General features: G+C 63.2%; 21 protein-coding genes. 14 read left to right on the top strand and 7 right to left on the bottom strand.

From position 1 onward, the window contains the following. Positions 1 to 406: 406 nt before the first annotated feature. The 5 genes from RUH75_RS09020 to RUH75_RS09000 are packed head-to-tail and all read right to left on the bottom strand — an operon-like array spanning position 407 to position 6,047. A complete protein-coding gene (locus RUH75_RS09020; RefSeq protein ID WP_313804728.1) occupies positions 407 to 1,348 on the bottom strand; it encodes an SDR family NAD(P)-dependent oxidoreductase in 942 nt (313 codons plus the stop codon). A gap of 11 nt (positions 1,349 to 1,359) precedes the next feature. Then, positions 1,360 to 2,562 carry a thiolase family protein gene (locus tag RUH75_RS09015; protein WP_313804725.1) on the bottom strand — a complete coding sequence of 401 codons (1,203 nt, stop codon included), beginning with the start codon at positions 2,560 to 2,562 and terminating at the stop codon, positions 1,360 to 1,362. Next, positions 2,555 to 3,442 (bottom strand): alpha/beta hydrolase, encoded by an 888-nt coding sequence (locus tag RUH75_RS09010; protein ID WP_313804722.1) that lies wholly within the window; start codon positions 3,440 to 3,442, stop codon positions 2,555 to 2,557. The genes RUH75_RS09015 and RUH75_RS09010 overlap by 8 nt, the downstream gene beginning before the upstream one ends. A gap of 3 nt (positions 3,443 to 3,445) precedes the next feature. Further along, the gene (locus RUH75_RS09005) at positions 3,446 to 4,981 is read right to left on the bottom strand and encodes an AMP-binding protein (protein WP_313804719.1); all 1,536 of its coding nucleotides are present in this window, start codon (positions 4,979 to 4,981) and stop codon (positions 3,446 to 3,448) included. After that, positions 4,974 to 6,047, bottom strand: coding sequence for an amidohydrolase family protein (locus RUH75_RS09000; protein ID WP_313804716.1), 1,074 nt, complete (start codon positions 6,045 to 6,047; stop codon positions 4,974 to 4,976). The genes RUH75_RS09005 and RUH75_RS09000 overlap by 8 nt, the downstream gene beginning before the upstream one ends. A gap of 280 nt (positions 6,048 to 6,327) precedes the next feature. Between RUH75_RS09000 and RUH75_RS08995 the strand changes: the two genes are divergently transcribed. Genes RUH75_RS08995 through RUH75_RS08955 form a run of 9 tightly spaced genes read left to right on the top strand, consistent with a single transcriptional unit; the run spans position 6,328 to position 15,529 of the window. Further along, a complete protein-coding gene (locus tag RUH75_RS08995) occupies positions 6,328 to 7,446 on the top strand; it encodes a thiolase C-terminal domain-containing protein (RefSeq protein ID WP_313804713.1) in 1,119 nt (372 codons plus the stop codon). A gap of 1 nt (position 7,447) precedes the next feature. Beyond that, the gene (locus RUH75_RS08990; protein WP_313804710.1) at positions 7,448 to 8,599 is read left to right on the top strand and encodes a thiolase C-terminal domain-containing protein; all 1,152 of its coding nucleotides are present in this window, start codon (positions 7,448 to 7,450) and stop codon (positions 8,597 to 8,599) included. A 13-nt stretch (positions 8,600 to 8,612) separates the two neighbouring features. Then, positions 8,613 to 9,539 (top strand): OB-fold domain-containing protein, encoded by a 927-nt coding sequence (locus RUH75_RS08985; RefSeq protein WP_313804707.1) that lies wholly within the window; start codon positions 8,613 to 8,615, stop codon positions 9,537 to 9,539. Continuing rightward, the gene (locus RUH75_RS08980) at positions 9,536 to 10,363 is read left to right on the top strand and encodes an N-acyl homoserine lactonase family protein (protein ID WP_313804704.1); all 828 of its coding nucleotides are present in this window, start codon (positions 9,536 to 9,538) and stop codon (positions 10,361 to 10,363) included. The genes RUH75_RS08985 and RUH75_RS08980 overlap by 4 nt, the downstream gene beginning before the upstream one ends. 9 nt (positions 10,364 to 10,372) lie before the next feature. After that, positions 10,373 to 11,170 (top strand): enoyl-CoA hydratase/isomerase family protein, encoded by a 798-nt coding sequence (locus RUH75_RS08975; RefSeq protein ID WP_313804698.1) that lies wholly within the window; start codon positions 10,373 to 10,375, stop codon positions 11,168 to 11,170. 1 nt (position 11,171) lies between these two features. Continuing rightward, positions 11,172 to 12,359 carry an acyl-CoA dehydrogenase gene (locus RUH75_RS08970; protein WP_313804687.1) on the top strand — a complete coding sequence of 396 codons (1,188 nt, stop codon included), beginning with the start codon at positions 11,172 to 11,174 and terminating at the stop codon, positions 12,357 to 12,359. Positions 12,360 to 12,378: 19 nt separating this feature from the next. After that, positions 12,379 to 13,509: an acyl-CoA dehydrogenase family protein gene (locus RUH75_RS08965; RefSeq protein WP_313804685.1), complete on the top strand. Its 1,131-nt coding sequence runs from the start codon at positions 12,379 to 12,381 to the stop codon at positions 13,507 to 13,509. Between the two features lie 19 nt (positions 13,510 to 13,528). Then, positions 13,529 to 14,020, top strand: coding sequence for an acetyl-CoA carboxylase biotin carboxyl carrier protein (locus tag RUH75_RS08960; RefSeq protein ID WP_313804683.1), 492 nt, complete (start codon positions 13,529 to 13,531; stop codon positions 14,018 to 14,020). A gap of 48 nt (positions 14,021 to 14,068) precedes the next feature. Further along, a complete protein-coding gene (locus RUH75_RS08955) occupies positions 14,069 to 15,529 on the top strand; it encodes a pyruvate carboxylase (protein WP_313804680.1) in 1,461 nt (486 codons plus the stop codon). Between the two features lie 61 nt (positions 15,530 to 15,590). Here RUH75_RS08955 and RUH75_RS08950 read toward each other — a convergent pair whose 3' ends face one another. After that, positions 15,591 to 16,340 carry a glucose 1-dehydrogenase gene (locus RUH75_RS08950; RefSeq protein WP_313804677.1) on the bottom strand — a complete coding sequence of 250 codons (750 nt, stop codon included), beginning with the start codon at positions 16,338 to 16,340 and terminating at the stop codon, positions 15,591 to 15,593. Positions 16,341 to 16,525: 185 nt separating this feature from the next. Here RUH75_RS08950 and RUH75_RS08945 point away from each other — a divergent pair, with 185 nt between their 5' ends. Continuing rightward, positions 16,526 to 17,758, top strand: a complete 1,233-nt coding sequence (locus tag RUH75_RS08945) for a cytochrome P450 (protein WP_313804674.1) — start codon at positions 16,526 to 16,528, stop codon at positions 17,756 to 17,758. A 130-nt stretch (positions 17,759 to 17,888) separates the two neighbouring features. Here the strand turns inward: RUH75_RS08945 and RUH75_RS08940 are convergent, their stop codons facing one another. Beyond that, positions 17,889 to 18,644 carry a TetR/AcrR family transcriptional regulator gene (locus RUH75_RS08940; protein WP_313804671.1) on the bottom strand — a complete coding sequence of 252 codons (756 nt, stop codon included), beginning with the start codon at positions 18,642 to 18,644 and terminating at the stop codon, positions 17,889 to 17,891. A 364-nt stretch (positions 18,645 to 19,008) separates the two neighbouring features. Between RUH75_RS08940 and RUH75_RS08935 the strand changes: the two genes are divergently transcribed. The 4 genes from RUH75_RS08935 to RUH75_RS08920 all read left to right on the top strand — a co-directional run bounded on the left by RUH75_RS08935 (position 19,009) and on the right by RUH75_RS08920 (position 23,870). Then, a complete protein-coding gene (locus tag RUH75_RS08935; RefSeq protein ID WP_313804668.1) occupies positions 19,009 to 19,386 on the top strand; it encodes a nuclear transport factor 2 family protein in 378 nt (125 codons plus the stop codon). Positions 19,387 to 19,426: 40 nt separating this feature from the next. Then, complete coding sequence (locus RUH75_RS08930; protein ID WP_313804666.1) at positions 19,427 to 20,518, top strand: LLM class flavin-dependent oxidoreductase; 1,092 nt, start codon at positions 19,427 to 19,429, stop codon at positions 20,516 to 20,518. A 3-nt stretch (positions 20,519 to 20,521) separates the two neighbouring features. Then, positions 20,522 to 21,268: a glucose 1-dehydrogenase gene (locus RUH75_RS08925; RefSeq protein WP_313804664.1), complete on the top strand. Its 747-nt coding sequence runs from the start codon at positions 20,522 to 20,524 to the stop codon at positions 21,266 to 21,268. Positions 21,269 to 21,359: 91 nt separating this feature from the next. Beyond that, positions 21,360 to 23,870 (top strand): TonB-dependent receptor domain-containing protein, encoded by a 2,511-nt coding sequence (locus tag RUH75_RS08920; RefSeq protein WP_313804662.1) that lies wholly within the window; start codon positions 21,360 to 21,362, stop codon positions 23,868 to 23,870. Positions 23,871 to 23,878: the final 8 nt, after the last annotated feature.

Here is a 23,878-nt window from a genome sequence, read left to right as displayed (position 1 = left end):
CCTGAATCACGCAAACGACCAATCCTCAAGCCATTTTATGAGTTTACGGCCTAATAGCCGCTGCCCAGCGTTTCTGCTCGCAGATCGCTTTGGGCGATAGACCCTGTCCTTTGGTGGACACCGTGGTCGTGATCCGTTCCCACAGGATCAGCCTTCGGCCCGGTCATCAAATATGCGGGTGCGGTCGGACGGCCAGAAAGATCGAATAGGCTACTATATCAACCCGAAGTATGCGCATGACATCAACAGCCGATAGCTGAGCGCGGTAGCTTCCGTCGCCGTTTGTCTTTCGACGATCGTGTTCAGGATCATGTCCCGGCATGGGTCATGCTGATGCGGGCAGAACTCTGTCAGCCCTTATGATGGCGTCGCGGTCCACGCATGACCCGGTCGGGATATGTGCCGCTCAACCGAATAATTTGGGAATGAGGGCCAGTTCGTCCCTCGTGTCCTGCGGGTCCAGATAGTCGTCAAGAGAACGGACGGTCGCCAGATTGTCCCGCAAATCTTCCGGGCCATGATCGGGATTGAAATATCCCCCGCCGACGACAAAGCCGACGCGGGCAACCTTGCCCGACGACACGCTGAAAATGTCACCGTTGACGGTCGTGGAGCGATGGGCCAGCCACAACACGGCTGGGGAAACGATGGAGGGTGGCCCCATGGGAAGCTTCCCCGCGCGGATGTCGGCTTGCCAATCGTCCCCCTGCGTCTGCGCGCCGCCGAAAAAGGCATCCCGGTTCATGCGCGTGATCGCCATGGGCGCGATCGCATTGACAGTGATGCCGCTGTCGCCCGTCTCCTGCGCAAGTCCCTTGGTAAAGCCCGCGACCCCCAGTTTCGCGGCGCCATAATGGACGAGCTGCGCATTGCCGGCAAAGCCCGCATTGGAGGTGGTGTTGATGATGCGGCCATGTTTCTGGCGCAGGAAATGGGGCCAGACCGCCTTCGACATCTGAAAGCTGCCGTCCAGCGTCACTGCCATCATGCGCCGCCAGCTGGTATCGTCGATCTCTTCCAGCGAGCCGAAATCGATGATCCCGGCATTGTTGACCAGCACCGTGACCTTGCCGAATGCGTCCAGCGCGGTTTGCACGACGGCGCGCGCGCCTTCGGCAGAGGTCACGTCATGGCTGTCTGCGACGGCGCGCCCGCCGGTTACGATGATCTCATCCACGACTCCCTGTGCCACCTGTGCGGAGCCGCCCTCGCCATCGGGTTCGACGCCGATATCGTTGACGACGACCGCCGCCCCCCGCGCCGCGAAGGCGAGCGCATGTTCACGGCCCAGCCCCCGGCCCGCGCCGGTGATGATGACGACATCCTCGTCAAAGCGCATGGCTTCCATCGCGATCCTCCTCAGGCCGGAATCTCGAACAGACCGGCTGCCCCCATGCCGCCCGCGACGCACATGGAAACCACTGCCCAGCGCACGCCGCGCCGCCGCGCCTCGATCAGCGCATGGCCGGCGATCCGGCTGCCCGTCATGCCGAATGGATGGCCGAGCGCGATGCCGCCGCCATTCACATTGATCTTTTCAGGATCGATGCGCAGGAAATCGCGGCAATAGAGATATTGGCTGGCAAAGGCCTCGTTGATTTCCCACAGGCCGATATCCTCGACCTTCAGGCCGGCGCGCTCCAGCAGCCTGGGTATGGCGAAGATCGGGCCGATGCCCATTTCCTCTGGCGGACAGCCCGCCGACTGGAAGCCGCGATAGATGCCCAATATTTCGCGTCCCTCCGCTTCAGCCGTGGCGCGGTCCATGACAATCTGGGCGGATGCGCCGTCGGAAAGCTGGCTGGCATTGCCGGCCGTGACGAAGCGGCCCTCCTTCACGATCTGGCCGTCGCGCCATACGGGTTTCAATCGCGCAAGCCCTTCGGCAGTGGTATCGGCCCGGATGCCCTCGTCCACCGAGAGGGTCAGTATCTCCGTGCCGGAGATGCTGCCGCCCTTTTCCACGATATTCTTGGTGACGGTGATCGGCGCGATCTCGTCAGCGAAGCGGCCTGCGGTGACGGCGGCGGCGGCGCGCTGGTGACTGAGGGCGGCGATTGCGTCCTGCGCCTCGCGGCTGATGCCGTAGCGGTCCGCGACGATTTCCGCCGTCTCGATCATGGCCATATAGGCATGGGGCTTGCGGTCCAGCACGGCGCGGGGGCGGGCGCGGTGGGTGGGGGCATAGTCGCGGGTGTGGGTGATGGCCTCCACCCCGCCCGCGACCGCCACATCCATGTCCCCGGCCATGATCCCGCGCGCGGCGAAGGCGAGCGCGGTCAGCCCGCCCGCGCATTTGCGGTCGACCGACGCGCCGGGGATGGCGTCGGACAGTCCCGCCGCGAACACCGCCGTCCGGCCAATATTGAACCCCTGATCGCCCCATTGCGATCCCGCGGCGAAAATGACGTCGTCGATGCGGTCCGGGTCGATCCCGGCGCGGGCGATGGCGGCATTGACCGCATGGGCTGCCAGCGCGGGCGCGTCGGTATCGTTGAATGCGCCGCGAACGGCCTTGGCCACGGGCGTTCGGGCGGTGGAGATGATGGCAGCTTCACGCATGGGATCGTCTTTCGTTCGTTTTGAGAAAATCGGTCAGCACGGCCAGAAAGGCATCGCGCGATTGATGGTGCAGCCAATGGCCGACGTCGGGAAAATGGATCAGGCGATGGTCGCGGATGCGCGCCAGCCGATCGGACGGCGGCACGGGAATCCAGCTTCGCTCACCATAGGCAAGCAGCGTGGGGCAGGCGATGGCGGAGAGGATTTCATCCAACTCGATGCCATGGGCGTCTTCGGGCGCGCGCTGGCGGCAGGCGTCGTCATATTTCCAGCGCCACCCGCCATCGGCAAGGGCGACCACGCCATGCCGGGTGAGGTGGGCGATGGTATCGGCATCGATGCCCGGATTATGCCCGGCCATCCGCGCCTGCGCTTCGGCGAAGCTGGCATAGGTTCGCGGGGAGCGCTGCCGGTTCTGCCGCTCTCCCTCGATCCATTGTCGCAGGCGCGCGGGGTATGGCTGCGCCGCCTCGCGCTGGTCCCGCACGATCGGCAATTCGACCCCTTCGATGATGAAGAGCGATTGCACCCTGTCGGCATAGGTGGCGGCAAGACGCAGGGCGAGTTGTCCACCCAGCGAATGGCCCACCAGCCGGATGTCGCGCAGATCGAGCGCATGCACGATATCGGCCAGATCCATCACATGATTGGCGAGCGAATAGGATGCGGGCCCGGTCCAGTCGCTGTCGCCATGACCGCGCAGGTCCGGTGCCATGATATGGAAGCGGTCGGCGAGCGCGGCGGCGATCCAGTCCCAATTATGGGCATGGTCGAGGAGGCCGTGGACCAGCAACAGCGGAGGGGCCGATGGGTCGCCCCATATCAGCATGTGACGGCGCGTGCCTGCCACGGCGATGAAGCGGGAGCGGGGTTCGGCCATGGCCTAGCGCGCGATCTTCCCGGGCCGCAGCGCGCGGCGCAGGATCTTGCCGGTCGGTCCCTTGGGCAGTTCGTCGCGCACATGGATGGCGAAGGGCAGTTTGAACGGCGCCAGTTCCGTCCTGCACCGCTCCAGCATCGCGCCGCCGGACAGGGTGCAGCCCGGCCGCAGTGCGACGAAGGCGACCGGCACCTCGCCCATCAGATCGTCGGGCATGCCGACCACGGCGACCTCCGCCACGCCCGGTATATGGTAGAGGACTTCCTCTATGTCCGCAGGATAGATATTCTGCCCGCCCCGGATGATCACATCCTTCTTACGATCGACGATATAGGCATGGCCGTCTTCGTCGAGATAGCCGATGTCGCCGCTGTGCAACCATCCGCCCGCCAGCGCGAGCGCGCTTTCCTGCGGCGCGCGATAATAGCCGGCCATCATGTTCGGCCCCCGGATCACGATTTCCCCGATGCCGCCGGCCGGCATCAGCCTGCCCTGCTCATCCATGATGCCCAGCGTCATGCCGTCCAGCACCCGGCCGATGGTGTGGCCATTGCTCGGCGCGCCATTGCCGTCCGGCCTGATCCTGGTCAGGGTGACGAGCGCGGTCCCTTCGGTCAGCCCATAGCCGGTCAGCACCTCCGCCTGCGGCGCCGCGGCCAGCAGGCGTTGCAGCAGGGCCGGCGGGACCGGCGCGCCGCCGGTCATGATGCGGGTCAGCGTCTCCATCCGCGCGGTCGCAACGGCTGGGTGATCGACGATCTTTTGCAGCATGGTCGGCACGGCGGGCAGGAAAGTGCAACCATGCGCGGCGATGGCCTCGATACAGTGCCCTGCATCGAAACGCGGATGCAGAACCATGGTCGCACCCGTCACCAGCATGGCGTTGATGCCCTGATTCAACCCGAATGTATTGTAAAGCGGCAGCGCGCAGAGGATGACCGCATCGCCGTCCAGCCCCAGCCATTGCGGCGTGCGGTCATAATTGGCCGCAAGGTTGGCACAGCTCAGCATCACCCCCTTGGCCTTGCCGGTGGTCGCGCTGGTCAGCAGCAGCATGGCCAGATCGTTCGGCGCGACGTCTGCGAGCTTCTGGAGTGGCTGCGATGCTGTCAGGGCTGCGGGCAGCGAATGAACAGGCCCGTCCGAACCCTGCATATCGATCCCGATGAAGGACAGGCCGGGCAAGGGTTGGGCGATGTCCAGTGGTTCGAGCAGCGCCTGCGTCGACACCAGCCAGGCCAGATCGCAACTCATCACCGCATCGGCGATCTCGCTGGGGCGATAGAGAATGTTAAGCGGCGTCACCACCGCTCCCAGCGCGAACAACGCCTGTTGCACGATGATGAAATCGGGGCAACTGGGGATCAATATGCCGACATGCGTGCCCTTGCGGATGCCCAGATGAGCCAGGCCGCCCGCCACCTCCTGCACGTGCCGGGCGAGCGTGCCGAAATCGATGCGCTCGTCCTCGAAGATGAGGGCGGTCTTGTCGGCGCAATCCCCGGCGCGGGCAAAGAGATGGGCGGCGCGATTAGCCATGCAGCGTCTCCGCCGGGCGCGTCGGGGCCTTTGCCGTGATGCCGTAAGTGCGCGCGGCGGTCCCGGCGAACAGGTCATGTTTTTCCTGCGCGCTGGCGCCGCTGGCGATGCGTTTGAATGCATTCCACAGCGTGCGATAGGAATACATCGCCTTGTCGACGGGAAAATTGCTTTCGAACATGCAGCGATCGGCGCCGAACAGGTCAATGCAGCTTTCGAACCATGGCCGCCAGGCATCGGCCAGTTCCTGCGAGCCGGGCGGTTCGGGGCGTTCGTGCCAGCGCGCGCCGCACACGATCATGCCCATGCCGCCCAGCTTGACCGTCACATTGGGGCAGCGCGCCAGTTCGGTCATGTCGGCAAGCCAGCGCTGGAAGATGGCTGCTTCCTGCCCCTCATGGGGACCGACGCCGATGACGCAACCGATATGGTCCAGCACGATGGGCAGCCGGGGCAGGGCGCGCGCCATGACGGTCAGTTCGGACAGCTGGCAATTATAAAGCATCGCGTCATAGACCAACCCATGGGCGCATAGCCGGGCGAGGCCCGCGCGATAGCGGCTGTCGGCCAGCAATTGCGCGGGGGCAGGCCGGATGACGATACCGTCGGGAAAGAGCGGATCGCGCGAAACGCTGTGGCGAATGCCCCGCAAGGCGCCGTTGGCGGCCGCCGCATGGGCCTCCAGTACCTCGTCCACGGCATCGCCCAGGGTCAGGTCGGCATAAGCGACGATCGCGGCGGCAATATCGGTGGTCGCGCCTTGCGCCCCTGCCGCGGCGCTGATCGCGGCGACCTTCTCCGTCTCGCCCACCGGGGCGAGATGCGCCGGGCCTGACGGGCGATAGCCATAATGCGCCTGCACGAACACGGTTGCGTCGATGCGGTGGCCGCTGGCGGCGTCGGCCATGATCTCCCGCAGCAGATAGGGGACGCCGCCCTCATCCCAGAGATGATGATGTGCGTCGATGATCGGCAGGTCCGGCTCGATCACATCCTCGACCCGCAGCGCCAGCCATTCGGGCGCGGGGGGCGGATAACGATAAGGGCCGCTGACGTTGAGTCCCACGCCTGTCCTCTCCTGCAAAATTTTGTTGATCCGAGAATGTTTCGGATAAAAGGAAAATGCAAGGCCGGATTTTTTTCGGCCATATTATCCTGCATATCTGCCATTTCTTCCCATTTCTCTCCAGAATAAAAATCCGACGTTTAGTCGAATTAAATTGACAACTGCTCCGGCGAATCAATATGACAGGATCAACGAAGGCGGCTGACCGGATCGGTCCCGGACGCGATGGCGCAGGCTTGACCGGCGGGCCGATGGGCGGCGCAAGGATGAGGAAGCACTGATGGGGTTGAACAAGGTGGCGGTCGTCGCGTCCGCCCAGACGCAATTGCGACCCGCGTGGAACGGCGCGCAGCATATCGACCTGATTTCATCGGTCGTTGCCTCGGTCTTCAAGGGCAGCGGCCTGACGTTGGATGATGTCGATTTCATCATCGATTCCGGCAGCGACGTTCTGGACGGCCGCTCCATCTCCAACTGCGGTTTCCTGGGTGCGCTGGGCGCGCATCATAAGGAGGAGGCCCGCGTCGAGGAGGACGGGCTGTGGGCTGCGCTCTATGGCGTGAACAAGATCCGTTCGGGCGCGTCGGCCATTGGCCTGATCGTCGCTTACTCCAAGCCATCGGAATCCAATATCGACGCCTATTGGTCGTCCCAGTGCGAACCTTTCTACCAGCGCCCGGTGGGCTTTGGGCAGCGCGCGGCGACGGGCATTCAGGCCCAGCGCTATCTGGCCGCGAACGCCGTGTCGGATCGCGATCTCGCCGATCTGGTCGCGCGCCGCTGGGCTGCCGGGGCCGATAAGGGCGATGTGCTGATCGACACGCTGCCTGATGTCGATGCGATCCTGGGTTCAGGCGAGGCGGCGGCGCCGCTGACCCGATTGATGCTGTCGCGCCCGGTGGATGGCGCGGTGGCGATCCTGATCGCCACTGAGGATGTCGCGCGTCGCTCCGGCGGCAATCCGGTGTTCATCACCGGCATGGGCGCGTCGATCGACACGCACAGCTTTGCCGACCGCAGCGCCGACGGCCTGTCCTCCGCGCAAAAGGCTGCGCACATGGCCTATGGCAAGGCGGGCTGGTCGGATGCGAAGGCCGACATCGCCGAAATCAGCGCCAGCTCGGCGGTAGGTGAACTGCTGGTGATCGAAGGGCTGGGATTAGCCGAAAAGGGCAAAGGTCTTGCGGCGGCCAGCGACGGCAGGGTGGCGATCAACCAGTCGGGCGGCGCGCTGCCGGCCGATCCGATCATGGCGACGGGCCTCATCCGTCTGGCGGAGGCGACCAAACAGCTCAGCCAGCCTGCGCTTTACGGCGGCGGAAGTCCGACCCGCGCCATCGTCCACGGCGCCGGTGGCGTCGGCATGCAGAACAACTGCGTCTTCACTCTCGAGGTTTGATATGAGCCGTCATGTAGGAATTGTCGGCGTCGGGCAGACGCATCACTCGCGCCGCCGCACCGATGTCAGTCAGGCGGGCCTTGTCCGCGAAGCCGTCAACCGGGCGCTCGCCGACGCGAAGCTGACGATGGAGGATATCGACACCGTTGTCGTCGCATCGGGACCGGTGCTGTTCGCGGCGGTCAACCACCCGGAAAAATGGGTGGTCGACGCCATCGGCGCGCAGGGCAAGTCGGTGGTGCGCGTCACCAGCGGCGGCGGCGCGGGCTTTGCCGGGGCGCTGTCGGGCTATTATCAGGTGGCCGGCGGCTATTCGGACCGCACGCTGGTCGTTGCCTATGACAAGCTGTCGGAAGGGCAGCTGCAATATTCCATCTCGACCCTCTACGATCCCTTCTGGGGCCGGGAATTCGCGGTCGGCATCATGGGCTTTTCCGCCGCCTATTGGCGCGCCCGCATGGACATGCTGGGCCATACGGAAGAAGCGGCGGCGATGGTTGCGGCGAAGAACCGCAAAAATGCCATTGCCAACCCCTATGCCCATATCAAGAAGGAAGTGACGGTCGACGAGGTGCTGGCGTCCAAGCCGCTCTGCTGGCCGATCAAGCTGCTCGACGTGCCGCCGATTTCGGACGGGGCGGCGGCGGTCGTCCTTGCGGCGGAGCATGTCGCGGCGAAATCGACCGATCGCCCGGCCTGGATACAGGGCATTGCCTATTGCTGCGAGGCGGACAATGCGCCGGAACGATCGTTGATGTTGTCGGAGCCGCTCGCCATCGCCAGTCGCCAGGTTTATCGCGCCGCCGGCATCACCAATCCGCGCCGCCAGTTCGATGTGGTGGAAGTGCAGGAGCCCTATAGCTGCTTTGAACTCAACTATTATGAAAGCCTGGGCCTTTGCCCGCCCGGACAGGCGGCGGAGCTGATCGCGTCGGGCGCCACGCAGCTGGACGGCGACATTCCGGTCAATCCTTCGGGCGGCTGCATGGGCGCCAATCCGATCGGCGCGGTCGGTTTGATCCGTCTGATCGAGGCGGCCACGCAGGTCATGGGGCGCAATGAAACCCACCAGATCAAGGACGCGAAACTCGCGCTCGTCCAGTCGGGTGGCGGCTGGGCCAATCTGCGCGGCTGCGCGGTACTGAGCGCTTAAGGGAGATAAAGCAATGTTTTCCGCACCGGATACCGTTCCGATCGACCTGCCTGTGTTCCACAGCGAAATCTCCATGCCCTATACGCTGACGCCGGGGCGCGCGGCAGGCACTTTCCTTGCCGAAGTGAAGAACCGCCGCATTACCGGCACGCGCTTCCCGTCGGGGCGGGTGGTGGCGCCCGCGCAGGATTTCTCCTCCGTCGATGGGGAGGAGCCGGACGGCTTCGTCGCCGCGCCGCATAGCGGCGTGCTGACCGCCTTCACCCGCGTCGATGGCGACGTCATCGGCCTTGTCCGGCTGGATGGCTGCGACAATGATTTCGCGCACCGCATCCTTGCCGACCTGTCCGACCTTTCCGTGGGGTTGCGGGTGGAGGCGCAATGGGCAGACGGGATCGAGGGATCGATGCTGGCGATTGCCGGTTTCCGCCCTGCGCCCGATGCGCCGCTCGGCACGGTCGAGCCGCTCGACAATCCCGAATCCCCGGTGGAAGTCGTCCCTTATTCGATGACGCTCCATTATGAACATGCCTATGGCCCCTATTATGGCCGTATGTTCGATGAGATCCGGGAGTTCGGCCGGGTCATGGGCGTCCGCACCTCCGGCGGCGAGGATGCCCTGCTGCCGCCGCGCGAGATTGACGACATCACCCACAAGCGCACCGGCACATGGAAGGCCTGCGCCGATACCGGCACCATCCGGGGCTGCTCGATCATCAATATGAGCTTCATCGGCCAGACCCGCGAACCGCCCTATGTCTATGCGGAGATCGTGCTGGACGGCGCCTCCACCCGCCTGATCCACATGATCGACATCGACGACATCGAAACCGCCAAGGCGCGGATCAAGCCGGGCACCCGCGTCCGCGCGATCTGGCGCAAAGGGGAGCGCGAAGGGTCACTCAAGGACATCGAACGCTTCGAGGTGATCGACGCGTGACCCATTATCGCATCACCTCCCTGCGGATCGGCGAGCTGCATCTGCCGCATGGCGGCGGGATCATGCGCGATCCCATCCATTGCTGGCTGGTGCGTGGGGAGGGGGTGAACCTGCTGGTCGACAGCGGCATGGCCGAGGTGGCGACTGTCACCAGGCGGCTGAAGGTGAACGGCACCCGAGGCGGTCATCAGGCGTTGCGTGAGGAACTGGCGAAGGAAGGACTGAAGCCGGAGGATATCCAGTACATCATCCTTACCCACCTGCATTTCGACCATGCCGACAATCTGGACCTGTTTCCCGATGCCTGCGTCGTTGTGCAGCGGGCCGAGCTGATGGCGGCGATTGATCCGGTGCCCTCGCAGCGCATCTATTACTGGCGATCGACCATCGACAATCTGCTGGCGCGCAAGCGTCCCGGCCAATTGCGTCTGGTGGAGGGCGATACCGACCTGCTGCCGGGCATACGCCTGCTCTATGTGCCCAGCCATACGGAGGGGATGCAGGTGCCGGTCATCGCCACGGCGAAGGGGCTGGTGGCCATCGCGTCGGACCTGGGCGACCATTATCGTTACTGGTTCCCGGCCGACCCGCGCGCCACCGACCGGCCACAACGGTCCCTGACCGGCGCCTATCTGACCGGCAATATCCGCAGCGAAAGCGAGCGCGTCTGGCAGGCGGCGATGCGCCGGGTGCAGGACAGCAGCGACATCGTCATCCCAGCCCATGATTTCCGCATTCCGGTGCAGATACCGGAGCAATGGTTCGCGATCCCCGATTCGACGGACGGCGACATCGCTCATCACCCCTTTGTAGAAACGCCCTGAGAGGTGCCCATGGCCTACGAAAACATCCTCTACGACGTCAGCGACCGGATTGCGACGATCACGCTCAACCGACCCGAGGCGATGAACGCCACCACTGACGGGCTGTATCAGGAACTGCATGCGGCGTTGCGTGAGATCGCCGCCGATCCCGGCGTGGGCTGCGTCATCCTGACCGGCGCTGGCAAAGGCTTCTGCGCTGGCGCCGACCTTAAGGCGCGCCGCGACGACATGACGCCGATCCAGCTGCGCGCCCGTCACCGCTGGATATTGAAGGACATATTGGAACCGCTGTTCCGGCTGGAAAAGCCGGTCATCGCCGCCGTCAACGGCGCGGCGGCGGGGGCGGGGTTCAACATCGCGCTCGCCTGCGACTTCATCATCGCCAGCGATAAGGCCAGCTTCATCCAGGCGTTTGCGAAAGTCGGTCTGGTCCCCGATCTGGGCGGTCTTTACCTGCTCGGGCGGGTGATCGGCATCAACAAGGCGAAGGAATTGTGCTTCACCGCCCGCAAGGTGCTGGCGGACGAGGCGAAGGAGCTGGGCATCGTCAACCATGTCGTGCCGCACGACCAGTTGCTGGCCGAAGCACGGGCGATCGCGGCGAAGATCGTCGCCGGTTCCCCGACCGCGCTCGCCATGACCAAGACCTTGCTCGACAAGGCCAGCAATTCGACGCTCGACCAGATGCTGGAATATGAAAGCTACGCCCAGACCGTCGCCTATCTGACGCCGGAATATAAGGAGGGCGTGCAGGCCTTCCGCGAGAAGCGCGCCCCCGATTTCGCGGCTGCGGCAGCAAGAGGCTGATATGGACTTCACCTACACCCCCGCCGAAGAGGCCTTTCGCAGCAGCCTGCGTGCCTGGCTGGTCGACGCCCTGCCGCAGGGGTGGGGCGAGAGCGTGTTCGAGCCGGAGGATGAGGACGAACGCGCCATGTTCCGCCTCGATTGGGAGCGCAAGCTGCACGCGGGCGGGTGGAGCGGCATCAACTGGCCGACCGAATATGGCGGGCGCGGCGCCACTCTGGTCGAACGCGCCATCTTCGCTGAGGAAATGGCGCGGGCGCGGGCGCCGGAGGGGATCAACATCATCGGCCATAATCTGGCCGGGCCGACCATCTTGCGCCACGGCACGCAAGCGCAGAAGAAACGCTTTCTGCCGCCGATCATTGCCTCGCAGGAGGTCTGGTGTCAGGGTTTTTCCGAACCCAATGCCGGGTCCGATCTGGCGTCGGTGCGCACGCGGGCGCAGCGGCGCGGCGACAAGTTCATCGTCAATGGTCAGAAGATCTGGACCAGCTTCGCCCAATATTCGCACTGGTGCTTCGCACTGGTCCGCACCGATCCCGATGCGCCCAAGCATAAGGGGCTGAGCTTTCTGCTGATCGACATGAAGTCGCCCGGCATTTCGATCCGTCCGCTGCGCCAGATTTCCGGCGAATGCGAGTTCAACGAAACCTTTTTCGACGATGTCGAGGTGCCAGCGGAGAATATCGTCGGCGATGTCAATGACGGCTGGCGGATCGCGATGACGACGCTGGCCTATGAACGCGGTCCTGAGGACGGCCTTGCCCGTCAGGTCCGCTTCAAACAGGAACTCGACAAGCTGCTCGGCATGCTTGATACGCAGGCCGGTCATCATCGCAGCATCGACAATGCGGCGATCCGGCAGAAGCTGGCCCGCTCGATCACCGAGGTGGAGGTGATGCGCCTCAACGCGCTGCGCACCTTCAGCAAATATCTGAACGGGGAGGATCGCGGTCCCGACGCCTCGATCATCAAGCTCTACTGGAGCCACGCAGCCCAGAATATGTATGAAAATGCCATGGATGCGCTGGGGCCGACCGCCCCGATCGCGGGCGGCGACCCGTTGAGCGCGGCGGGCGGTCGCTTCCAGCTCAGCTATCTCCAGTCCAAGGCCTTCACCATCTATTCCGGTTCGTCGGAAATCCAGCGCAACATCATTGGCGAGCGCATGCTCGGCCTGCCACGCTAAGGGGGGAGGGCGGCGACCCATGAATTTCGGCTTTGACGAAGACCAGAAAAGCCTGGGCGACACGGTCGCGCAGATGCTGGGTGATTTTCCCGCGCTGACCGCTCCTGATCCAGCTGACGCCAGGGATGCGGCGGTGTGGAGCGGTCTTGCCGAACTCGGCCTGTTCGCGCTGCTGGTGCCTGAAGAGCATGGCGGCGCCGGGTTGGCGCTGGTCGACGTGGCGCTGGCGGTGGAGGCATTGGGGGCAGGGCTGGCGCCTTTCACCGTCGCCACCACGCTGATCGCCACGGACCTGATCGTGCGCTATGGCACGGATCGCCAGAAAAGCGCCTGGCTGCCTCGGATCGCGGCGGGCCAGCTCAGAATAGCCGTCGCCATGCTGGAACAGGGGCGGGGTTATGATCCTGCCGATGTCGAAACCAGCGTCAGCGGCAATATGATCGGCGGCAGGAAGATATTGGTGCCCGATGCCGTCGATGCCGACCTGTTCCTGACGCTGGCGCTGGTCGATGCCGAGCCGGCACTGGTCATGGTGGAACGCAATGCGCGCGGCGTGGCGCTGCGTCCCCATGCGGACATCGATCCGTCCAGCGGCTTTTGCGAATTGATCCTGGAGGGAGCATCACTGACCGATTGCGCGATCATCGGGCATAAATTCTCCGATGCGCCGGTTCAGCGACTCATTGATCTGGGCGCGGCCCTGCATGCGGGGATGATGATGGGCATTGCCGCGCGCATGCTCGACACGTCGGTCGACTATGCGCGGACCCGCGTGCAGTTCGGCCAGCCGATCGGCGCCTTCCAGTCGATCAAGCATCGCTGCGCCGACATGGCCGTGGCGGTCGAGGCCGGGCGTTCCGCAGCTTATTATGCCGTCTGGGCCGTATCGGAGGATGCCCCCGACCATGCCCGCGCCAGTTCAATGGCCAAGGCCTACTGCGGCGAGATCGCCCGCCGCGCCTGTAATGAGGCGATCCAGATCCATGGCGGCATGGGTTTCACCTGGGAATTGGGCCTGCACCGGTTCCTGCGCCGCAGCAAGGTGATCGAACATGCTTTCGGTGACGAGGCATGGCATTATGAGCGCGTGATTGCCGACACGCTGGCGGGCCAGGCGAACGCCAGCGATCATGGACGGGCCGCGGCATGACGGAGATGGTGACAGGACTATGAGCGAACAGCTTGCACGCGACATCGCCCTGTTGGCCGAGCTGTTCAAGTCCGGCGGCTGGAGCGAGATACGGGTCGAAGGAGAGGGGATCAGCCTGCTGCTGTCCACCAATCCCGACACCGCGCCGCTGGGCGGGCATGGACCGGCGGTGGCCCCGACCGTTAGCACGCCCCCGCCCGCTGCTGCGCAGCCAAAGGCCGTTGCCGCCGATGCAGCAGCCGCGCCGACTGCTGGCGATGTGAACCCCGATTGGGCGCCGGTGGTCGCGCCCAATCTCGGCACCTTCTACCGCTCGCCCAAACCCGGCGCGCCCAGCTTCGTCGAGGTCGGGCAACGGGTGGAGGCCGATACCGAAGTCTGTCTGATCGAAGTGATGAAGCTGTTCACCTCGGTCAAGGCGGGGATAGCGGGGACGGTCAGGCATATTGCGGCGGCGGATGCTGCTCTGGTCGAGGGCGGACAGATACTGCTCTACATCGAACGCGATTGATTGGGATGCGCGCTGTCGCCGACAGCCGCAGCCGGGAGAGGCAAAGACATGGCGCATATAGAATTTCTCGACGAAACAATGCGGGACGGTCAGCAGAGCCTGTGGGGCCTGCGGATGCGGGCGGGCATGGCCCTGCCGGTATCACCGCTGCTGGACCGCACCGGTTTCACGACGATCGATCTGACGGGCGGCGGCATGTTGGATGTGCTGACCCGCTATTGCCAGGAAAATTATTGGGAGGGGCTGGACCTGCTGGTCGAATCCATGCCGCGCACGCCGCTTCGCGCCGGGCTTCGCGCCAATGCCAATGTGACCTTCAGCGTCAGCCCGCGCGCGCTGATGGACCTGTGGGTCCGCCGCCTGTGCGCCCATGGCGTGCGCTCCTTCTGGATATATGACGTGTTGTTCGGCATGGATAACATGCTGCGGCTGGCCAAGGTCGCGAAGGAAGCGGATGCGAAGGTCGCGGCGGCGATCATGTTCGCTTTGTCGCCGGTCCATACCGACGCCTATTATGCCGAAAAGGTGCGGCTGCTCGCGGCCAGCCCGGACGTCGATTCCATCCTGCTCTACGATACGGCGGGCGTGCTGGAGAAGGAACGGCTCCAGACGCTGATGCCCGGCATCGTCGCGGCGGCCAATGGCAAGCCGATCGAATTCCACGCCAACAACCTGCTGGGGCAGACGGCCAAGGCCTATCTGGATGCGGTGGAACTGGGCGTGTCGGTGCTGCACACCGCCAGCAAACCAATGGCCAACGGTCCCTCCGTCCCGGCGACCGAAACCATGGTGCGCAATATCGAGCTGAAGGGGCACAGCCATTCGCTCGACACCAGCCTGTTCCAGCCGGTGGCCGACCATTTCCGCGCCGTGGGCAAGGCGGCGGGCTATCTGGTCGATCAATATGCCGAATATGATATTTTCTCGATCGAGCATCAGATTCCGGGCGGGATGATGGGCACTTTCAAGGCGCAACTCGAAATGCACAAGATGATGGACCGGCTGCCCGATGTGCTGGCGGAGGTTGCGGCGGTGCGCCGTGATCTGGGCTATCCGGGCATGGCGACGCCGTTCAGCCAGCTGGTCGGCATTCAGGCGGTGCTCAACATCGTCACCGGCCAGCGCTATGGCACGGTGCCGGACGAGGTGGTGCAATATGCCGCCGGTTTCTATGGCGATACGGTCGCGCCGGTGGACCCCAATGTGATGGACCGCATCATGGCGAGCGCGCGGGCGAAGGAAGTGCTCGACAATCCGCCCGCCGACCCGTCTCTGGAAGATCTGAAGAAACAATATGACACGGATGACGAGGACGAACTGATCCTGCGCGCCACGGTGCCGCAGGCGGACATCGACAAGATGCGCGCCGCCGGTCCGGTGCGGCGGGACTATCCGCTGCTGTCCTCGCCCGAACTGGAGCAGGTCCGCAAGCTGATGACCGTCGCCACCATGCCGGTGGTGGAGATTCAGTCGGCGGGTCTGAACATCAGTCTTCGTCGAGAAGGCTGATATCTTCCTGTAATTATATTTCGGCCCGGTGATGGAAACCCCATCATCGGGCCGAACTGATTCAAAGCGCGGTCAGCCCGCCGTCGATGATATGCTCGGTGCCGGTGATGAAGCTGGCCTCATCCGAGGCGAGGAACACGACCAGATTGGACACATCCTCGACTTCCCCGACCCGTTTGATCGGCACCGATCCGCTGGCGATCCTGATCTGCTCCTCGTCCAGCGCCTGCGTCATCATCGGCGTGCGGATATAGCCGGGATGGACCGAATTGGCGCGGATATTCTGCCCGCCAAATTCGATCGCGGTCTGCTTGGTGATGCCGCGAACGGCGAATTTGCTGGCGGCATAGGCGACGTTCGGCGTGCCGTAGATCGCGACGATGCCGGAAATGGATGATATGTTCACGATGGAACCGCCGCCGCCCCTGATCATCGAGGGGATGACATGCTTCGTCCCCAGAAAGACCGAGGTCTGGTTGATGGCGCAGACTTTCTCGAAATCGGCTTCCGACAGGTCGGTCGCCAGCGCGCCGGGGCCGATGATGCCCGCATTGTTGACCAGCACCGTGACGGGACCGAAGCGGGCCTCCGCCGTTTCGACCACGTTGCGCCAGTCGGCTTCGCAGGCGACGTCGTGCCGGATGAAGAGCGCGTTTTCCCCCAGCTCCTCCGCCAGCGCCTGCCCGGCCTCCTGGTTGATGTCGGTGAAGATCGTTTTGGCGCCCTCGCGGACGAAGCGGCGGGCATGGGCCAGGCCCATCCCCTGCGACGCGCCGGTGATGATGGCGACCTTGCCCTCGAGTCGGTGCATTTCACTCTCCATATTTTGTGATGTTAATTCGGAATATTTCACCTAAAACTTCAAAATAATCAAGAAAACGGACATTATTTCGAAAAAATCCGACGATTTATCTTTTATTGGAGATGCTGTTCCGATAAAAGCTGAGCCGACAAAAGCGCGAGCGCGAAGATCGGCGCCGCATATGAGAGGTGGCAATGGAAATCGGCATAACGCAGGCTGTGGATCAGAATGTCGCGCGACCGGACAATGTGCCGGCCGATCGTGTCTTCGACTTCGATATTTACCGCGACGTGCCCGAGGGGACGGATTTCCACCGCAGTTGGCGTGCCCTGATGGATGTGGTGCCCTATCCCCTGATGTGGACCCCGCATAATGGCGGGCATTGGGTCGCGATGCGCGGCGACGTGTCCGATGTGGTGATGTCGCAATCCGATCGCTTTTCCAACCATACCGTGCTGGTGCCCAAGGATACGGCGGGCGAGGCCTATCGGCTCATTCCGCTGTCGCTCGATCCGCCGGAGCATCAGCCATTTCGCAAGCTGCTGAACGACAATCTCGGTCCCAAGCCGCTCAAGGCCGTCGAGCAGAAGATCACCGACCTGACCGTCAGTCTGATCGAGGGGTTCCGGGGCAAGGGTCGTTGCGACTTCATGCATGAATTTGCCGAGCAATTGCCGGTCCAGATCTTCATGCATATCGTCGACCTGCCGCTGGCCGACCTGCCCAAGCTCAAGCATCTGGCCGACCAGTTCACCCGTCCCGATGGATCGCTGACCTATCCCGAAGTCGCGCAAATGTTCCGCGACTATCTGATTCCCGTCATCACCGCACGGCGGGGCGGCGATGGTCAGGACATGATCAGCCGCATGGTCAACGGCACGGTCGGCGGTCGCGAACTGACCGATGTGGAGGCGCAGAATATCTGCATGCAGGTGTTGGTTGGCGGTCTGGACACGGTGGTCAATCTGCTCAGCTTCACCATGTCCTATCTGGCGGAGGATCATGACCTGCGCCGGGCGCTGGCAGCCGATCCGTCGCGTATCGATGACGCGCTGCTGGAATTCCTGCGCCGCTTTCCGGTGGTGTCCTCCTCGCGCGAAGTCCGCCACGACGTCGATTTCGAAGGCGTCCGGCTGAAGGCGGGCGACATGGTGATGGCGCCCACCATCGTCGTGACGCTGGATGACGCCTATAATGACGATCCACTCGAATTCCGGCTCGGCCGCGCCGGGCGCAGGCATTCGACTTTCGGCAAGGGATCGCACACCTGTCCGGGCGCGCATCTTGCGCGGATGGAGATGAAGATCGTGCTGCGCGAATGGTTTGCGCGCATTCCCGAATTCCGTCTGGCCGACGAAGCTGGCCTGCGCTTCACCAACGGGATCGTCGGCAGCGTCAAACCCTTCATTCTTGAATGGGACGAGTGAGCAAAACCATCGGGTCATTCACCCTGACGACCGATGCCACGGGGTACGCGCCGCGGGCGTGGACGGCGGGGAAGGTGTCGGAGCGTTCCTCGACAGACGCCCGCCGGATTATCGCGATGCCTGATCCGCGTCAGCCGCGTCCGGCCCCTTCATTCTCCAGCATGCTCAGCAGGCGTTCGGCCATTTCCGTCCCTGCCTTGGTCAGGTTGCGCGGGCGCCGATAGAGCAGCCAGGTGATGATCACCTGGTTGACGCCGCCGACCAGCAGCGCCGCCGTTTCATAGGGATCGCGGTCGGCCGCGAGCTTTCCTTCGCTGATGCCCTGCCGGACGAGGAACAGGATGACCCGCGAGAAATCGTCGATGCTGCGATGCAACTCGGTTTCGCTGACGAACACGCTGGGCCAGATTTCCAGATAGAGCAGCCGCGCCCATTCCGCATGTTCGCGGGCATAATCGGCCGACATGGACAGATACAGCATCAACCGCTCACGCGCCGTTTCCTTGCCGGCGACGGCGTTGCGGTAGCTTTCGAAAAATTCGGCGAGGTGGGACAGCGGCACGTCATAGGCCAGGTCCTCCTTGCTCTTATAATATTCATAGAGGGTGGAAGTCGAAATCCCGGCTTCGGCGGCAACATCGGCAATGCGCGTGCGGGAAATGCCGTCGCGGGCAAAGACGCGCAGGGCGGCTGCGAGGATCTGCTGCTCGGTCCGCTTGCTGCGGTCCTGCTTGCGCTCGGTTGCCCGCTTTGGCCTGTGCGAGATTTCGTCGAGCAGTGCGTCCCAGTCGGAAAGTGGGGGGTGCGCCGTTCGCTCATCCGCCTGCGTGGAAAGCGGTTCCGGTAAATCCGAAAGATTCTTGGTTTTGCCTTTTGTTGCCATCATGTCTTGTCCGCGCAGAGGAGAGCAGAATTCCTGATCCAGAGAATTGAAAAAACTGTTTAGCAGCACCTTACGTGCCGACCAAGTATCGATTTTTTAATAGGCGATGGCAAGAGATGACAGAAAAATCCCATAATTCTGACGTTTCTTGGACGGCAGCGCATATTTTTCCGACAAAAAGTCGAAAAAATATTGACGGGGAAGAGAGCAAGTAGTAGCTCAGAATCATCGAGAAAAGACGGCCGCATTTCGCAAGGCGGCGCAGGACTCGGGAGAGAGTGATGGCGATCAAAGGCCGTTTTTGCGACATCGCGTTCGATCTTTCGCGATTGAGTCGACTCCAATATCGTTCGAAGGTCCGGGTCTGATGGCAGATGTGGCGGCCGCTGCTGAGCGCCTGATCCGGGCCTATAATGCCAAGGATTTCGAAACGCTGGAAGCGTTGATCGCGCCGGACCTCGATTTCGCGCATTATAATCGGGATTTCGCCATGAACAGCCGGGAAGCCCTGCTGGAGGTGCTGCGCGGCTTTGCCTCGACCTATGCGCCGGACCGCCATTTCGAGGCGCCCGAACGGGTGACGGTGGCGGGTGATATTGTCGTGCGGGAGGCATGGTATGCCGGTACCGCGGCGATCGACCTTCCGGGCTTCGGTGCGGCGGGCGAGGCGTTCCGGTTCAAATTCTGTAGCGTCATGCGGTTCGATGATGCGGGCCTGCTGGTCGAGTGGAAGGATCACGGCTGAGCGGCCGCAAGGCGCGGGCCGATAGGATAAGAGAGGTGAGATGATGCAGATTGGGATGTTCCAGACCCCGTTCGTGCGCCCCGAACGAACACCCAAGCAGGTGTTCGATTGGGCCGTGCGACAGGCGGTCCATGCCGACAGGATCGGCTTCAGCGAATATTGGGTGGGTGAGCATGCGACGCTGAACTGGGAGGGGATTCCCAGCCCCGAACTGGTGATCGCCGCCGCCGCCGCGCAGACCCAGCAGATCAAGTTCGGGCCGCTCGCGCATCTTCTACCCTATCATCATCCGGCCACGCTGGCGATCCAGACGGCCTGGCTCAGCCAGATACTGGAGGGGCGCTATATGCTGGGCGTGGCGACCGGCGCCTATCCGACCGACGCGGCGCTGCGCGGCATCACCGACATGTCGAAAAACCATGCGATGATGCTGGAGGCGATCGACATCATGGAACGGGTGTGGAAGGCCGAACCCTTCCAGATGGAGGGCGAATATTGGAAGGCGGGCTTCCCGGAGAATAATCCCAAAAAGCCGCTGCGCGACGTCCGCCCCTGGGGCGGGGAGATGCAGATGGCGATGACGGGCCTCAGCGCGCCGTCGCCGTCGATCGCCTTCGCCGGGACGCATGGTTTCATCCCGGCGTCGGTCTATGCCGGCAATGATTTCCTGCGCAGCCATTTCGCGACCTATCGCGAGAAGATGGAGGAGGCCGGGCGTCCTTCAGACCGCTCCATGCATAGGGTGGTCCGCGACGTCATCGTGGCGGACACCGATGCCGAAGCGCGCAAGCTGGCGATCGAGGGCGGCATCGACCATGCCTGGTCCGAATATATCAAGCCGACCTATGAGCGGTTCGGCGTCCTTCCCGGCCTGCTCCACGATCCGTCGATGGACCCGGCCGATGTCGATGCCGCCTATCTGGCCGAACATGTCTGGATCGTCGGGTCGCCGGAAACTGTGCGGCAGAAGATCGAGACATGGTGCGACGATCTGGGCGGGGCGTTCGGCACGCTGCTGATCTACAGCCACGATTATATCGACGCGCCCGAAGCCTGGGAGCGGTCGATGGAATTGCTGGTCAGGGAGGTTGCCCCGAAAATCGGTCAGGTTTCGCAGACCGCGGTGGCCTGATCCATGGGTCGCCTGTCGGGCAAGGTCGCGATCGTCACCGGCGCGGCGCAGGGGATGGGGGAGGCGCATGCGCGCACCTTCGTCCGCGAAGGGGCCAGCGTCGTCCTGACCGACGTGAACCGGGAGGGCGGCGCCGCACTGGCCGCTGAGCTGGGGGACAAGGCGCTGTTCGTGCCGCATGATGTGGCGAGCGCCGCGGACTGGAGCGAAGTGGTCGGTCAGGCCGAGGCTCGTTTCGGCAGGGTGACGGTGCTGGTCAACAATGCGGGCGTGATCGGCCCGGTTCAGGGGCTGCTTGATTTCGCCGAGGAGGATTTCCTCAAGGTTTGCGCGATCAACCAGCTGGGCGTGTTTCTGGGTATGAAGGCGGTGCTGCCGTCGATGATCGCGGCGGGCGGCGGGTCGATCGTCAACATCTCCTCCATCGCCGGGATGCTGGGGACCAGGGAATCGTCCAACGCGGCCTATTGCGCCAGCAAATGGGCGGTGCGCGGCATGAGCAGGCTGATCGCCGTGCAGCATGGCCGGGACGGCATAAGGGTGAACTCCGTCCATCCCGGCTACATATTGACGCCGATGATGGTCGCCGCGGTCGGTGAAGACGGTGGCGGCGCGGCGGACGTCATACCGCTGGGCCGCATGGCCCAGCCGCAGGAAGTGGCCAATGTGGTGCTCTTCCTGGCGTCGGACGAAGCCAGTTTCGTGTCCGGCGCGGAACATGTCGTCGACGGCGCGATGATCGCCGGCTGACGGCCGAATAACAGCGAAGGCCCTAATAAAGGCACTGAAAAAAACCGAAAAAACAGTCGCGCGACAAGCGCTGACGGGAGGTGAGGATATCATGAGCAAGGCAATATTTTCGACACGCGTTTCCGCGTTGGCGCTGGCGGCTTTGGCCGCGCCGGCATTCGCCCAGACCGCATCGGTTTCCGGGCCGGCTCCGGCGCAGGAGCCGCCGAGCAATGTCGGCACCGCGGATATCATCGTGACCGCCAACAAGCGCGAGCAGTCGGTGAACGATGTCGGCCTGACTATTTCTGCTGCGTCCGAAACCGAATTGTCCAATCGCGGCATTGGCGGACCGGCCGATCTGTCCAAGCTGGTGCCCGGCTTTACCTTCACCCAATCGCTTTATTCGACGCCGGTATATACTTTGCGCGGTATCGGCCTCTATGATGCGACCTTTGGCGCGGCGCCGTCCGTGTCGGTCTATACCGACCAGATCCCCCGCAACGTGCCCGTCATGTCCGATGCGCTGGACCTCGATATCGAGCGGGTCGAAGTTCTCAAGGGGCCGCAGGGCACGCTATTCGGTCAAAGTTCGACGGGCGGCGCGGTCAACTATATCGTCGGCAAGCCCACGCGCGATTTCCATGCCGGTTTCAACGCATCCTATGAGCGGTTCAATCGCGCTGAATTGGGCGGGTTCATCAGTGGCCCGATCGCTGAGAATATGCAGGCCCGTCTGGCGGTGAAGAGTATTTCAGGCGGCGCCTGGCAGCAGAGCCTGTCACGTCCCAACGACGATAATGGCGATGCGCGCAAGCTGATGGCGCGTCTGACGCTCGATATACAGCCGGTCGATGGCGTCAAGGTCGAACTGATGGCGACGGGGGTGCGCGACCGGTCCGATCCGCTGGCGCCGCAATATGCCGGGACGCTGCTCGACATCTACGGATCGCAGGCGGCGCTTGCCGCGTCGGGCAACCCCTATGGCTATGTCGATGCGCAGCGCTATGCCGATCTGACGACGCCGGGCGGTTCGGGCTATGATGCCAGCTTCCTGTCGCGCCAGTCGACGCTCGTGTCGCGCCTGAGCAGCACGAATGCGGCCGTTGCCGCAGGTGCGCGCGCCGTTCTGGGAACGCCGGTCAGCGGCAAGGCCCGCGATGCCGAATGGACCCCGGGCCTGCTCGGCAAGTCGGACAACAGCTATTATCAGCTGGCTGGCCGGGTCGACATCGACCTCAACGACACGATCACGCTGACCTCGGTAACAGCGCTGGCCAAGCAGAAGCTCGACTATGCGCAGGATCTGGACGCCACCGTGGCGCAGGTTGTCGACGTGCCGCTATTCGGCAATGTGCGGTCCTTCAATCAGGAATTGCGCCTTGCGGGTAACAGCGACAGGTTGCACTGGATATTGGGCGCGAGCTACGACAATCTCCGTACCTCTCAGAATAATTATTTCTACCTTGGCGACTATTCCGCCAATGCCGATCTGATCAAGCTGACGCTCAACAACTTTACCTCGCGTCAGCGTTCCTATGCCGCCTTTGCCAATGTGGAAGCTGAAATCATATCGAACCTCACGGTTCAAGGCGGCATCCGCTATACCAAGAACAAGCTTGATGCATCCTATTGCTACAATGATCCGGCGATCGACACGGGGCAGGGTGCGGCCTTCCTGTTCGGGCAGTTCCTCAATATTCCCGCGATCAATATCCAGCCGGGCGAGTGTTTCCCGGTGGACGCGAACTTCCATTCCTCGCTGACGCCGGTTCCGGGCAAGCTTTCGGAAGATAATGTCTCATTCCGTGTCGGGCTGAACTACAAGTTCGATCAGGGCACCTTGCTCTATGCGACCGTCAGCCAGGGGTATAAGGCGGGCATATTCTCCGCCATCGGCGCTTCGGCGCAGAGCCAGTACACACCGGCCGTGCAGGAAAAGGTGATTGCCTATGAAGCGGGTTTCAAAGCGCCGCTGATGGATCGCAAGGTTCAGCTGAACGGCGCCGTCTTCTATTATGACTATTCCAACAAGCAGGTTCGCGGTCGCATTGCCGACCCGATTTTCGGATTGCTGGAGAAGATGCTGAACGTGCCCAAATCCTATATTCTGGGTGTCGAGGGTGAACTGGTCGTCCGCCCGGTGGACGGCCTGACCCTGACGGGCAGCGCCAGTTACCTGAAGACCAGGGTGACGTCGCATTATTCGACGACGCCCGATGGGCAGGCGGTCTATAATGCATCGGGCTATACCGGGGATTTCAAGGGATCGGAACTGCCCTACACGCCCAGGTTCAGCGCCAATGCCGACGCCCAATATGAATTCCCGGTCAGTGCGTCGATCAATGCCTTTGTCGGCGGAACGCTGACCTATCAGGCGCGGCAGAACACGACCTTCCATAATGCGACGCTGCCCGCGAACGAGTTCGAAATCCCCGGCTATGCCCTGGTCGATGCCCGTCTGGGCGTGACCAGCAGCGACGATCGCTGGCGGGCCACGCTGTTTGCGCGCAACCTCACCAACAAGAGTTATGTCACGGCGGTTTCGACCTTCCTCGACACGCTCATCCGCTATCGTGGCAAACCGGCGGTCTACGGGATTTCGCTTTCCTACAAATATTAACTTTTTTC

It is taken from the genome of Sphingobium sp., assembly GCF_032153725.1.
Taxonomy (GTDB): domain Bacteria; phylum Pseudomonadota; class Alphaproteobacteria; order Sphingomonadales; family Sphingomonadaceae; genus Sphingobium.
Note: the sequence above shows the minus strand (reverse complement) of the source record. Positions and strands in the feature narration are given on the sequence as shown.